This window comes from Nonomuraea sp. NPDC001699, from assembly GCF_053596455.1.
The window spans coordinates 1-13628 of record NZ_JBSFGF010000014.1 but is presented as its reverse complement, the minus strand read 5'-3'; the positions used below and the strand labels follow the sequence as shown (position 1 = coordinate 13628).

Here is a 13628-nt window from a genome sequence, read left to right as displayed (position 1 = left end):
GCCCAGAGCCCGTCAGGTCCGGAGCTCAAGGGGATCGAGGGCGGGTGGCGGGTGATGCCCGGGGAGTGGTTCGGGCGTGGCTGGGTCAGTGAAGGTGTCCGGTCTGGTGCAGGTGGTCGAAGATGATCTGGTCGACGGGGGACACGCGGTCGCGGTCGGCGTAGGTCAGCCAGGTGACCTCCTCGATCTCGCCGCTGGGTGTCGGTACGCCGTGATGTTCGGCGGTGTAGCAGGTCATCTGCACGGTGATGCCGTCGGCGTGGCCGTGCGCCTGGGCACGGTAGGTGCCCACGTGGCTGGCGGTGGTGGGGACGATGGCGATGGAGAGCTCTTCGTCGATCTCGCGGATCAGGGTGTCGAGGTCGGTTTCGCCGGGCTCACGCTTGCCGCCGGGGAGGTAGTAGACGGTCTTGCCTCGCGAGCGGGTGCTGAGGATCTTGCCGTCGTCCAGGTGGATCCAGGCGATCTTGTCGATGGTGTTGTCCACTGTGTGCTCCTGTTCGAGGGGACGGGCCGAGGTCGAAGCGTACGGACGGGTTGCGGTTGCGGGCTTGTGGGCAGGGCTGAGTCGCATGGATGGTCTGCAGACCTAGGTGGCCAAGGTTTCATGATGGGTTTGGATTGTTGGGCTTTGGCTGGGCTTTTGGGGGTTGGAGGGGTGAGGGTGGGGGACAAATGGGGGTGATCGTGGGTTATGTGGTTGATTGGGGAGATGCGGTCCCGTAAGACACGCTTGAGGACGCGTTTGCTTGCTCGTGACCTGTTCGACGCATAACCTCGACGGCAGTGAGGAGTTACTCCGCGCAGCGCGGATTGCCATACGGTGAACGACGGACGAACGAGCTCGGTTGATCGAGGCAGGCGAGGTGTCGGCTATGAGGGCCGATGCCCGGTCCGCCTTGGCCTGACATCGGTCCTGGAGACGACGCCGACCGGGCTTTCCGTGGCGCGCACGTGACCCCTCCCGATTTGGGTCCGCGTTATGAGGTGTCGACGACGCGAGGAGGGCGGGGCGCGCATGCAGCCGCTTGTCGTGGTGCTGATGGTGGCGGTGCTCGTGCTCGCGTTCGGGATGATCGTGGCGCTGCTCGTCGTCATACGCCGTACCTCTGGCGGTCTGCCCCGTAAGGCCCAGCCGAGCCCTGAGCAGGTGGAGGCCGTACACGCGGAGCTTGAGGAGGCGCGGGAACGCGCCAAGGAGATCCGCACCAAGGCGGAGAGCGACGCCGAGGAGATTCTGCGCAGGTCGGAGGGCTCCGCCGAGAGCGTCGCGCAGATGCGGCGGGAGGTCGAGGAGGAGAGCCGGATCCTGAAGTCCGAGCTCAAGGAGCTCCGGACCGATCTCGAACGCAGGGAGGCCAGGCTGGCCGAGCGCGAGCAGCGGCTCGACGAGGAGGCCAGGCGGCAGTCCGAGCGGGACAGGAAGCTGGCCGAGACCGAGGTCGAGCTGGCCGACCGGCGCGAGGAACTGCTCCAGGTCGAGGACGAGCGGCGGATGATCCTGGAACGGGTCGCCGGGCTGACCGGGGAGCAGGCCAAGTCCGAGCTGGTCAAGGAGATCGAGAACCAGGCCAAGCGCGAGGCGGCGCTGATCATCAGGGAGATCGAGGGCGAGGCCCGCAAGGAGGGCGAGAAGCGCGCCACCAAGATCGTGACGCTGGCGGTTCAGCGGGTGGCGGCCGAGCAGACGGCGGAGTCGGTGGTCAGCGTCCTGCATCTGCCCGGTGACGAGATGAAGGGCCGGATCATCGGGCGCGAAGGGCGCAACATTCGGGCGTTCGAGTCGACTACGGGCGTGAACCTGATCATCGACGACACGCCTGAGGCGGTGTTGTTGTCGTGTTTCGACCCGGTTCGCCGGGAGACTGCGCGGCTCACGCTGGAGAAGCTGGTGCTCGACGGGCGCATCCATCCGCAGCGGATCGAGGAGGCGCACGACCGCAGCCGCCAGGAGGTGCAGGACCTCTGCGCGCGGGCCGGCGAGGACGCGCTCGTCGAGCTGGGCATCACGGACATGCACCCCGAGCTGACGCTGCTGCTCGGGCAACTGCGTTACCGCACCTCCTACGGTCAGAACGTGCTCAAGCACCTGATCGAGTCCGCGCACATCGCCGGGATCATGGCCGCCGAGCTGAAGATGAACCAGCAGCTCATGAAGCGGTGCGCGCTGCTGCACGACATCGGCAAGGCCCTCACCCACGAGGTCGAGGGCAGTCACGCGCTGATCGGCGCCGAGATCGCCCGCCGGTACGGCGAGCAGGAGGACGTGGTGCACGCCATCGAGGCGCACCACAACGAGGTCGAGGTCCGTACGGTCGAGGCGGTGCTCACCCAGGCGGCCGACGCCATCAGCGGCAGCCGTCCGGGGGCGCGCAGGGAGTCGCTGGAGGCGTACGTCAAGCGGTTGGAGCGGCTGGAGGAGATCGCGCAGTCGTACGAGGGCGTGGAGAAGGTGTTCGCCATGCAGGCCGGGCGGGAGATCCGGGTCATGGTCAAGCCGGACGCGATCGACGACATCCAGGCGCAGGTGATCGCCCGGGACGTGGCCAAGCAGGTGGAGGAGGAGCTGACGTACCCGGGGCAGATCCGGATCACGGTGGTACGCGAGTCCCGCGCCACCGAGTTCGCCCGCTGATCCCCCACACGCATGCTGCCCCCGAGAGAGGGCGCACGTCCGGAGGTAGGGCACAGGCCAGGGGAAGGGCGCGGGCCCAGGGGTTGGGCGTAGGCCAAGGGAAGGGCGCAGGTCCGGGGAAGGGCGCGGGTCCGGGGAAGGGCGCAGGTCAAAGGAACGGGGGGAAGGCGGGTCGGCGGGCGCGGGGCGGTCGCGCCCGCCGGAAGGTGCCGTCTCCCGCGATGGCGGCTCCCGGGGTCGATGTGAGGGCCGGGCGGATCCCGGGGCGGTGTCAGGCCAGGCGGATTCTTGGGTCGAGGAGGCCGTAGGCGATGTCGACGATCAGGTTGGCCACCACTACGGCGGTCGTGGCCAGGACGACGACGCCCATGATCACCGGCAGGTCCCCGCTGACGAACGCCTGCACCACCGCCTGCCCGATGCCGCCGAGCCCGAAGACCGACTCCGTCACCACCAGCCCGCCGATCAGCGTGCCGATGTCCACGCCGAGCTGCGTCACCACGGGGGTCAGCGCGGCGCGCAGGCCGTGCCGGTAGATGACGCGGCCCTCGGGCACGCCCTTGGCACGGGCGGTACGGATGTAGTCCTCGCCCAGGACGTCCAGCATGGACCCCCGGGTGAGCCGGGCGTACGAGGCCGCCTGGACCATGGCCAACGTGATCCACGGCAGGATCAGGTGCCGGGCCCATTCGCCGGGGTTCTCGGAGAAGGGCACGTACGAGTCGGGTGGCAGGATCGGGGCGCCCGCCATGGTGAGCTGGAAGAAGAAGAAGTACAGCAGGAGCAGGCCGACCACGAACGTCGGCATCGAGACCCCGGCCAGGGCCAGCGTGGTCAGCGCGCGGTCCAGGAACGAGCGGACTCGGGTGGCGCTGAGCACGCCGGCGCCGACGCCGAGGCAGAGCCACAGGACGGCCCCGCCGAGCACCAGCGAGAACGTCGGCGGGAAGTCCTGGGCGAGCAGCTTGCCCACCGATTCGCCCGAGAAGTACGACTGGCCCAGGTCGCCGTGCACGAGCCGGCCCAGGTAGTCGAAGTACTGGACGATGGTGGGACGGTCGAGGCCGAGGTTGTGGCGGATCAGCTCGACCTGCTCGGGGGTGGCCTGGCGGCCGGCCAGCGTACGGGCGGGGTCGCCGGGGGCGACGAAGAACAGGAAGAACGTGCCCAGGGAGACCAGCCACAACACGAGCAGCCCGAGCAGCGCCCGCCGCAGCAGGAACCGTCGCAGCATCAGCCCTCCACCTCCTGACGAAGTCCCGGCGTCCCGCCGCGTGACCTGCAAGGTTTCCAAGACCGCCGGGCGGGGTCACGAAGTCGCGGCATCGGACCTCCCGGTGGCGGGAGCCGGAGCCGGCCGGGAGCGGCGCTTGCGGCGTCGCCGGCTGAACAGCCGTTCCATCCGGGGGTCGATGGCGTCCCTGATCCCGTCGCCGACCAGGTTGAAGGCCAGCGTCGTGATCAGCAGCGACGCCGCCGGGAACCCGAGATACCAGTACGCCACCCGGTAGAACCCCTGGGCCTCGCTCAGCAGGTTCCCCCACGACGGGGTCGGCGGCACGATCCCGAGCCCCAGATAGGACAAGGTGGACTCGAACACGATCGCGGCCGGCACCAGCAGTGTGGTGAGCACGATGACGGGGGCCAGCAGGTTCGGCAGGATGTCCACGAACATGATCCGCGCGTCGCCGGCCCCCAAGGACCTGGCCGCCTCCACGTACTCGCGTTCCTTGAGCGACAGGGTCTGGCCTCGCACCACGCGGGCGATCGCCGCCCAGGAATAGAACGAGATCACCCCGATCGTCGCGGTCAGCGACGGCCCGGCGATGGACACCACCGCGATCGCGAAGATCAGGTACGGGAACGACAGCACCACGTCCATGAGCCGGGACAGGATGGTGTCGATGACGCCGCCGTAGTACCCGGCCAGCAGCCCGACGACCACCCCGATCAGCGCCGCCACGCCGGTCGCGACCACGCCGACGAGCAGCGAGACGCGCGCGCCGTACAGGACCCTGATGAACAGGTCGCGGCCGAGGCGGTCGGTGCCGAACCAGAACTCGCCGTTGGGCCCGACGGGCAGGCCCTGGTCGGTGATGCCGGTGTCGCGGAACTGCTCGTCGGGGTCGTGGCCGTTCCAGGCCGAGATGAGCGGCGCGGCCAGGGCGAGCAGGCACAGCAGCACGACGACGATGCCCGAGATCAGGGCCACCCGGTCGGACCTGATCCGGGCCCAGGCGAGCTGCCAGGGGCTGCGTCCGGCGATCGTGCGGTCGGCGACGACGTCCGGGCGGATCTCCGTGAGTGTCATGCGGTCCTCCCGGCGGTCAGGTCCTCGCCCGCCTCGACGGGGTAGTGACAGGCGACCAGGTGCTCCTGGGGCACCAGCAGCGGCTCCTCGGCCGAGCAGCGTTCGCGCGCCTTCGGGCACCGAGGATGGAAGCGGCAGCCGGAGGGCGGGTCGATCGGTGAGGGCACGTCGCCGGTGAGGATGATGCGGTGCCGCCGTTCGGCCTCGTCGGGGTCGGCCACGGCGGTCGCCGACAGCAGCGCGTTCGTGTACGGATGACGCGGCGCCGTGTGCAGCTCCTCCGCGGTGGCCAGTTCGGCCACCTTGCCCAGGTACATGACGGCGATCCGGTCGCTGACGTGCCGTACCACCGACAGGTCGTGCGCGATGAACAGGTAGGTCAGCCCGAAGTCGTCCTGGAGGTCCTTGAGCAGGTTGAGGATCTGGGCCTGGATGGACACGTCGAGTGCCGACACCGGCTCGTCGCAGATGATCAGCCGGGGCCGCAGCGCGAGCGCCCGCGCGACCCCGATGCGCTGCCGCTGACCGCCGGAGAACTCGGCGGGGAAACGGTTGTAGTGCTCGGGGTTGAGCCCGACCCGTTCCATCAGCTCCTGGACGGTACGCCGCAACTCCTGGCCGCTCTGCACCCGGTGGATGACGAGCGGGTCGGCGATGATCGACCCGACCCGCCGGCGCGGGTTCAGCGAGCCGTACGGGTCCTGGAAGATCATCTGGATGTCGCGCCGGTAGGGCCTCATCTGGCGTCGCGGCAGGTTGGTGATGTCCGCGCCGTCGAAGCGCACGCTGCCGGAGGTGATGGGATGCAGGCCCGCGATGCACCGGGCCAGCGTGGACTTGCCGCAGCCGGTCTCGCCGACCAGGCCGAGCGTCTCGCCGGGCGACAGCTCCAGGCTGACGCCGTCCACGGCTCTGACCTGCCCGATCGTCTGTTTGATCAGCATGCCGCTGGTGATGGGGAAGTGTTTGACGAGGTTCTCGACTTCGAGCAGCATCACGCCTCCTCCGCCGTGACCCGCGCCGCCCGCTTGCGCAGCGCCTCCGCCTCCGCGCCGAGCCCGATCGCCTCGTGCGGCAGCCAGCACGCCGAGGCGTGCCCGCGCGCGCCCGCGATGGAGGACAGCGGCGGCCGTTCGGCGGGACAGACCGGCATCACGTACGGGCAGCGCGGATGGAAGGCGCACCCGGACGGGATCGCGATCAGGCTCGGCGGCGAGCCGGGGATGGGCCGCAGCCGGCCGCCCCGGTCGCCGGTGCTGCCCGGGATCGACTCCAGCAGGCCCTTGGTGTACGGGTGGTGCGGGTCGTAGTAGAGCGTGCGCCGGTCGGCCCGTTCGACGACGAGCCCGGCGTACATGACCAGGACCTCGTCGGCCATGCCCGCCACGACGCCGAGATCGTGCGTGATGAGGATGAGCGCGATGTCGAACTCGGCCTGCACCCGCCCGATCAGCTCAAGGATCTGCGCCTGGACGGTCGCGTCCAGCGCGGTGGTGGGCTCGTCGGCGACGATGAGCTTGGGATTGAGCGCGAGCGACATGGCGATCATCGCCCGCTGCCGCATGCCGCCGGAGAACTGGTGGGGGTAGTCGTCCACCCGGCGGTCGGGGCGCGGGATGCCCACCAGGCCCAGCAGCTCGACGGCCCGTTTCCTGGCCTCGGCGCGGCGGGTGCCCGGATTGTGGACGCGGATCAGCTCCTCGATCTGCCAGCCGACCTTGTAGAGCGGGTGGAGGCTGGTCAGCGGGTCCTGGAAGACCACGCTGATCTCCGCGCCGCGGATCCGGCGCAGTTGCTCGTTGTCGAGTCCGAGCAGGTCGATGCCCTCGAACAGGGCCGTGCCCGAGATGTCGGCGTCGGGGGTCAGCCCGAGTATCGCCTGGGTGCTCACGGTCTTGCCGCTGCCGGACTCGCCGACGATCGCCAGCGTCCGGCCGCGATCGACGGTGAACGACAGCCCCCGCACCGCCTGGACCACGCCGTCGGATGTGGGGAAGGACACCTGGAGGTCGGTTACCTCAAGCAGGCTCATATGTCTCCCTCGCGGTGTCCCGCGGGCCCGCCTGCCGGCGAGCCCGCGAGACACCGGTCGTCAAGGCGTGTTGGGGTTCAGCCAGAGGTTGGTGACGTCGTAGACCTGGTACGACGGCAGGTAAAGGGCGTTCTGCACCCGCTTGTTCTTGTAGAGCGGCGTGTTCTGGTTGTTCAGCGGCACCATCACCGCGTCGGCCAGCACCGTCTGGTCGGCCTCGTGCCACAGCGCCGCGGCCTTGGCCTGGTCGGTCTCGGCGAGCGCCCGCTTGATCAGGTCGTCCACCTTGGGGTTGCTGTAGCAGCCGTAGTTGCTGGTGCCGGGGTTGCAGTTGGTCTGGAACAGCGGCTGCATGACCGCACGGCCGTTGGTGCCGTACCAGTCGGGAATCCAGCCGGGGGCCGACAGGTCCCACTCGCTGTTCTTGGCGTGCGAGGGCGTCTGCAGGTAGGTGTAGTAGTCGCCCTGGCGCAGCGGCAGGCCCTTGACGGTGATCCCGCACTTCTTCAGGTCGGCCGCGTACGACTGGAAGTTGGCCGGGTGGTTGCCCGCGTTGCGGAAGGCGCCGATGAGGGTCAGCCCGTTGGGGTAGCCGGCCTCGCTCAGCAGCTGCTTGCACTTGGCCGGGTCGCCCTGGTCACCCGGCGTCGGGTACGGGTTGTACTCCTGGTAGCCGATGTTGCCGGGCGGGATGACCGTGTGCAGCGCGGTCGCGACGTCGGCGCCGCCGTAGATCTTGGCGATGGCGGTCTTGTTGATCGCGTACTCGATGGCCTGGCGGACCTTGAGCTTGCCCATCGCCCCACCCGCGTTCTTGCTCTGCAGGTTGAACACCACGTACGGGTTCGTCACCGCGCCGGGGAAGATGGTGAAGTTGGGGTCGTTGCCCTTGAGCTGCGGGATCTGCGAGGTCGGCACCGGCAGGTCCCAGGACAGGTCGGCGCTGCCGGCCTCGATCTGCTGCTGGACGGCGTCCGGCTCGCCGACGCCCATCTTGACGTCGATGGCGTTGACGTACTGGTGCCTGATCGGGTCGGACTCCTGCTTCCAGGAGGGGTTCTTCTCCAGCCGGATCGACTTGGTGGCCACGTACGAGGCGATCTTGTAGGGGCCGTTGGAGATCACGTGCTGGCGGAAGGTGGCGTCGTCGGGGACGTACTGGTCGTACTCCTGCGGCGCGGCCGAGGCGAAGTTCAGGGCCAGGATGTTGAGGAAGTCACCGGCCGGCTGGGTCAGGGTGAAGACGAGCGTCTTGTCGTCCTTGGCCTGCACGCCGGCGATGTCGTGGCCGTTCTGGAAGTCGGCCAGGGCCTGGGCGGTGGGCTTGGCCTTCTCGAACGCCTTGATGTAGGCGTCGCAGTACTCGGCCATGCCCTTGATCGTGCTGGTGTAGTAGCCGGGCGCGCCGGAGCCCGCCACCGGGTTGCAGATGCGCTTGAACCCGCGGACGAAGTCGCCCGCCGTCACCGGCCGCGGCGGCTGGGTGTCCCACTGCACGCCGTCGCGCAACTTGATCGTGTACGTGAGCTTGTCGGCGCTCAGACCGCCGTTCGCCTCGGTGGGCAGTTCGGTCGCTATGTCGGGCAGCACCTCGTAGCCCTTGGTGGTGTCGGCTCCCGCCGCGACGCCCTGGAGGGCGTAGAGCTGGCGCGAGTAGCCGCGCATGATCGCGATGGTGACGACGTAGTAGATGCTGGTCGGGTCGAGATGGTCGACGTCGCCCGATCCCACGAGCCTGAGCGTGCCGCCCGAGACGGGGCTGCCGGAGCTCTGGCTCGCCGCGGTGGGCGGAGCGGAGTTGCTGGTTCCGTTCTGCGTCGCGCAAGAGGTGGCGAGCAGAGTTGCCGCCGCCACCGTGATGATGCTGAGATGGCGCAAGCTGGCCATCTGGCCTCCCTCGTGCCGAGATGGGGGTGTTCTTGGCTGGCACAGCTGGGGCGCGTGTCGTGGCCGCGACGCGCGCCCCACGTTTACTGAATCGAGCAACCCATGCCGGAGGAAGACTGTCGAGGTCGGTTACGTAACTGTTTGCGATCAGCGACTGGTCGGTAATGCTGGTTCAGTACGGGAATTGTCTGGAGATCGCGACATTAACTGAATAGCTGCTGGTAGAAGGCCAGCTCGGCGGCCAGGGCCGCGACCCGCGTCTCCAGCCGGCGAAATCCGTGGGATTCGCCGTCGAAAGCGAGATAGGTGCAGGGGACTCCGCGCTCGGACAACGCGTCGGCGAAGGCCGTCGACTGCTCGGGCGGCACCACCGGATCGTCGAGCCCCTGGAGCAGCAGCATCGGGCAGGACACCCCGTCGACCAGGCCGAGCGGCTCCCGGGAGGCGTAGACGGCCGGGTCGTCGCCGACCAGCCACTCCACGTAACGCGACTCGAAGTCGTGGGTGTGCGTGGCGAGCGGCGCGAGCGCGCTGACGCCGTAGTAGGACACCCCGCCCGCGAACACGCCGGAGCGGCAGCAGGCGGCCATCACCGTCCAGCCGCCGGCGCTGCCGCCGCGCACCGCGATCCGGGCCGGGTCGGCCAGCCCGGAGTCGGCCAGCCACTGCGCGGCGGCGACCGTGTCGGCGACGTCGACCAGCCCCCACTGGCCGCGCAGCCGCTCCCGGTAGGCGCGGCCGTAGCCGGTGGAGCCGCCGTAGTTCACGTCGAGCACGCCGATGCCGCGCGAGGTCAGGAACGCCTTCTCCAGGTCGAGCGCCGTGTCGGAGTGGGCGGTCGGGCCGCCGTGCACGAAGACGACGTACGGCGTGGGCTCCTCGCCGACCTGGTGGAGGAAGGCGTGGACGGGCCGCTCGCCCGGCACGACCACCGGCCGCGGATCGGGCAGCCCGGACAGGTCGGGCAACTGTTCGGCGGCGTGGGCCAGCGGCTCGGCCCGGCCGGAGGCGACGTCGACCCGAACGACGGACCGCGGCAGCCTGGCCGCGTGCCCGATGCCCGTGACGGACATGCCGTCGGCCGCGAGCGCGGCCTGCCAGCCCGTGTAGGGCAGGTCGAGGTCGTGGAGCGCTCCCGTGGCCGGGTCGAGCACGCCCAGCCGCAGGTCGCCGCGCCCGTGCAGGACCGCGAGCCGCCCGTCGCCGAGCACGGTGTACGGCGCCCCGCCGAGCTGCCACGGCGGCTGCGTGAACTCCTCCTCCGCCGGGCACAACGCCCGCGGCGCCCCGCCGTCGAGGCCGCACTCGTAGAGGTTCCACCAGCCGGAGCGGTCGGAGACCAGGTAGAGGGTGGAGTCGTCCTTCCAGGCGGGCGACAGGACGGACTCGGCCTCGCCGCCCAGCACCGTGCGGGTCTGCCCGTCGCGCAGCCGGACGACGCGCAGCTCGGTGCCGTCCCAGGGCATGCGGGGGTGGTTCCAGCAGACGTAGGCCAGGTGGGCGCCGTCGGGGGACAGGACGGGCGAGGCGTAGAAGTCGTGGCCCGAGGCCCGTTCGCGGGGCTCGCCGCCCGCCAGCGGGATCGACACGACGGAACGGGCGATCTTGCCGTGCTCGCCGTGGCGTTCGCGCACCGCCCAGACCTCGCCGTCGCGGACGGTCAGGTCGGCGTAGCGGGAGCCCTCGGCGGTGAGGGGTTTCGGCTGGCCGTTTCGCCCGACAAGGTACAGGCGCTGGTCGGCCAGCCCGGCGAAGACCACGTCGCCGTCCGGTGTCACGGTGAAGGGGCGGCCGCCGTACTCGTGGACGCGGGTGCGGGCGCTCCAGGGCGCGGGCAGCAGGTCATGGCAGGTGCCGTCGGCCTCGCGGCACACGATCGCGGTGCGGCCGCCCTCACCCGGACGGTCTTCTGTCCACCACACCCGGCCACCCCGGGCGACGGGCCATCCGGGGCGCAGACCGGCGGCGGCGACGTCGCGGGCGGAGATGGGGGACGGCCAGAAAGGCATACCCGCATCCTGCCGGAAGATCCGGGGCCGTGGGGCGCGATCAAGAACATCTCTCCTGCGGCGGCATCGACGTGGGCAGCCTGAGCCCGGTGTCGCCGAACCATTTGCGCAGCAGCCGCGTGGCCGTCCCGTCCCGCCACATCTCGGCCACGGCCTGGCCGGCGGCCTCGCAGGTCTTGATGTCGCCCTTCTTCAGCCCGATGCCGTACAACTCGTCGGTGAAGGGGTCGTTGAGCAGCCGGAACTGGCCGGGGGCCTGCTGGGCGAAGCCGGCCAGGGACAGGTCCTCGGTGGAGACGGCGTCGAGCTCGTTCGCGGAGAGCTTGCGCACGCAGTCGGAGTAGTTGGCCGCGGGCACGGCCACGACGGGCAGGTCGAGCTTGCCGTCCGGCGGAGGGGCGGCGACCCGCTTGAAGGAGTTGGAGCCGGCCACCTGGCACACGCGCTTGCCCCGCAGGTCGCCGACCTCGCGGATGGTGGGATCATCGGCCCGGACCATCGTGTCCTGGTGCACGAGCACGTACGGGCCGGCGAAGGTGACCTTGGGCCTGCGGGACTCGGTGATGGAGTAGGTGGCGAACACCATGTCCACGGTGCCGTTCTGGAGCAGCGCCTCACGGCCCGCGGCGGGCGCCTCCCACCAGGTGATGCGCACGGGCCGGCCGCCGGCCAGCTTGGCGACGACGTACCGGGCGACGTCCACGTCGAAGCCCACGGGGTCGCCGGGGCCGGACTTCAGGCCCAGGCTCGGCTGGTCCCACTTGGTGCCCACGATGACGTGGCCGGTGCCCTTGATCTTGCCCACGACGCTGGAGTAGGCGCCGCCGCCACCGCACGCCACCGGTACGGCGACCGCGGCCGCGCCGGCCAGCGCCACCACGACTCCACGCATCCGCACGCACAGGAGTCTGCGGGCTGGGCGGCCCCGGAGGGCCGGTCCCGTGCCGCGTGGGCGAAGATCTGAGGCTTTCTTTACGAGACGGCGGCGGCCGGGAGCTCCGGAGCCGTCCGCGGGGGTACGGCGGCGGGCCCGCGAGCCCGCCGCCGTACCCGCCGGTCACTCCACAGGGATGTCGGGCGCCATGCCGCCGCCCTCGGTGCCCTGGCCGGTGCCCACGCCGACGGAGGCCGCGCCCGGGGTGGCGATCGGCCGCGCCGTGGTCTTCCTGCTGCGACGGCTGCGCCGCTCCAGCAGGGTGGCCAGGTGGCTCAGCGTCATGTTGAGCGCCACGTAGATGATGCCGATGACGATCGCCGCCGGGATCAGCGAGCCGAAGTACGCGGCCGGCAGGATCTTGAACCCGGTGTTGAGCAGGTCGACGTAGGCGATGATGTAGCCGAGCGCGGTGTCCTTCAGCAGCACCACGAGCTGGCTGACGATCGCCGGCATCATCGTCGTGACCGCCTGCGGCAGCAGCACCAGGCGCAGCACCTGGTTCTTGCGCATGCCCACCGCGTAGGCGGCCTCGGCCTGCCCCTTGGGGATGGCGTGCACGCCCGCGCGCACGATCTCCGCCAGCACCGAGCCGTTGTACAGCATCAGGCCCAGCACCACCGCGATGAAGGCGTAGTCGCCGCCCCCGGCGATGGCGGGCGCCAGGTAGAAGATGAAGAAGATCAGCAGCAGCAGCGGGATGGACCTGAAGACCTCCACCACCGTGGCCGCCGGGACCCTGATCCAGGCATGGTCGGAGAGCCTGGCCAGGCCGAAGACCGCGCCGAAGACCATCGCGAGCACCGCCGCGGTGGCCGCCGCCTTGAGCGTGCCGAGCAGGCCGGGCAGGATGAACTCCTGCCACACCTCGGCCGTCAGGAACGGCTGCCAGATCTTGCCGTCCCACTGGCCCTTGGCGTCGAAGCCCCGGTAGACGAAGTACGCCACGGCCAGGACCGCCAGGACACTGATCGCCGTCAGCAGGTGGTTGCGCAGCCGGGCCCGCGGTCCGGGGGCGTCGAACAGCACGGACGCGCTCATCGGGCCACCGCCAGACGCCGGGCCAGCCAGCCGGAGAAGAAGCCGATCGGCATGGTCACGATCATGAAGGCCACGACCACCCCGAGGAAGATCGGGATCGAGGCTCCCGTCGTGTCGAACGTGAGCTTCATCTCGGCGGCCACGTCGGCGGCGTACCCGCCGGCGACCGCCACGGTCGTGTTCTTGATCATGGCGATCATCACGCTGGCCAGCGGCGCGATGACCGATCGGAACGCCTGCGGCAGGATGATCAGCCGCAGTGTCTGCATGAAGTTCAGCCCGATCGCCCGGGCCGCCTCGGCCTGTCCCATCGGGACCGTGTTGATGCCCGAGCGCACCGCCTCGCACACGAACGCCGACGTGTAGACCGACAGGCCCATCGAGACGATCCAGAAGGAGTTCGTCCGCGGCTCGCCGGAGAAGACGAGGCCGAGCTTGTCACTCAGGCCCAGCGCCGAGAACGCCAGCACCAGGGTGAGGGGGGTGTTGCGCACCACGTTCACATAGACCGTGCCCACCGCGCGCAGCACGGGCGTCGGGGAGACGCGCATCCCGGCCAGGACCGTCCCGAGGACGAGCGAGACGACCGCGGCCACGAGCGCGATCCTGATGTTCCCCCAGAAGCCCATCGCGAGGTCGGGCAGGTACTTGATTAGTTCATCCATCGTGCTCCACCGCATAGAGCGGCGGCGGGCGGGGTGCCCCCCCCCCCCCCGGGGGGGTGTATCTGCTACCCCCAGCCGGGGGCCGCGGCTACCACACCATAAAAACCAAAAAGC

General features: G+C 70.0%; 11 protein-coding genes. 1 reads left to right on the top strand and 10 read right to left on the bottom strand.

Annotated features, from left to right (window positions below; translation table 11 throughout):
• Nucleotides 1-85: 85 nt before the first annotated feature.
• A complete protein-coding gene (locus tag ACWCSU_RS33845; RefSeq protein WP_364094262.1) occupies nucleotides 86-487 on the bottom strand; it encodes an NUDIX hydrolase in 402 nt (133 codons plus the stop codon).
• A 531-nt stretch (nucleotides 488-1018) separates the two neighbouring features.
• Between ACWCSU_RS33845 and rny the strand changes: the two genes are divergently transcribed.
• Nucleotides 1019-2635 (top strand): ribonuclease Y, encoded by a 1617-nt coding sequence (gene rny, locus ACWCSU_RS33840; RefSeq protein WP_449940451.1) that lies wholly within the window; start codon nucleotides 1019-1021, stop codon nucleotides 2633-2635.
• Nucleotides 2636-2906: 271 nt separating this feature from the next.
• Here rny and ACWCSU_RS33835 read toward each other — a convergent pair whose 3' ends face one another.
• From ACWCSU_RS33835 to ACWCSU_RS33795, 9 genes are all read right to left on the bottom strand, one after another.
• Nucleotides 2907-3869: an ABC transporter permease gene (locus tag ACWCSU_RS33835; RefSeq protein WP_357694251.1), complete on the bottom strand. Its 963-nt coding sequence runs from the start codon at nucleotides 3867-3869 to the stop codon at nucleotides 2907-2909.
• Between the two features lie 75 nt (nucleotides 3870-3944).
• Complete coding sequence (locus ACWCSU_RS33830; protein ID WP_449940448.1) at nucleotides 3945-4946, bottom strand: ABC transporter permease; 1002 nt, start codon at nucleotides 4944-4946, stop codon at nucleotides 3945-3947.
• Nucleotides 4943-5941, bottom strand: a complete 999-nt coding sequence (locus ACWCSU_RS33825) for an ABC transporter ATP-binding protein (protein ID WP_364094269.1) — start codon at nucleotides 5939-5941, stop codon at nucleotides 4943-4945. The genes ACWCSU_RS33830 and ACWCSU_RS33825 overlap by 4 nt, the downstream gene beginning before the upstream one ends.
• Nucleotides 5941-6978: an ABC transporter ATP-binding protein gene (locus ACWCSU_RS33820; RefSeq protein ID WP_357694245.1), complete on the bottom strand. Its 1038-nt coding sequence runs from the start codon at nucleotides 6976-6978 to the stop codon at nucleotides 5941-5943. The genes ACWCSU_RS33825 and ACWCSU_RS33820 overlap by 1 nt, the downstream gene beginning before the upstream one ends.
• 60 nt (nucleotides 6979-7038) lie before the next feature.
• Nucleotides 7039-8865 carry an ABC transporter substrate-binding protein gene (locus ACWCSU_RS33815; protein ID WP_449940445.1) on the bottom strand — a complete coding sequence of 609 codons (1827 nt, stop codon included), beginning with the start codon at nucleotides 8863-8865 and terminating at the stop codon, nucleotides 7039-7041.
• Nucleotides 8866-9068: 203 nt separating this feature from the next.
• Nucleotides 9069-10874 carry a S9 family peptidase gene (locus ACWCSU_RS33810; protein WP_449940442.1) on the bottom strand — a complete coding sequence of 602 codons (1806 nt, stop codon included), beginning with the start codon at nucleotides 10872-10874 and terminating at the stop codon, nucleotides 9069-9071.
• A 40-nt stretch (nucleotides 10875-10914) separates the two neighbouring features.
• On the bottom strand, nucleotides 10915-11766 hold the full coding sequence (locus ACWCSU_RS33805; protein WP_449940716.1) for a glutamate ABC transporter substrate-binding protein: 852 nt from the start codon (nucleotides 11764-11766) through the stop codon (nucleotides 10915-10917).
• Nucleotides 11767-11931: 165 nt separating this feature from the next.
• Nucleotides 11932-12849, bottom strand: coding sequence for an amino acid ABC transporter permease (locus ACWCSU_RS33800; RefSeq protein WP_357694238.1), 918 nt, complete (start codon nucleotides 12847-12849; stop codon nucleotides 11932-11934).
• Entirely contained in the window at nucleotides 12846-13514 is a 669-nt protein-coding gene (locus tag ACWCSU_RS33795; RefSeq protein WP_357694236.1) for an amino acid ABC transporter permease, read from the bottom strand. Before ACWCSU_RS33795 ends, ACWCSU_RS33800 begins: the two co-directional genes overlap by 4 nt.
• Between the last annotated feature and the right edge of the window lie 114 nt (nucleotides 13515-13628).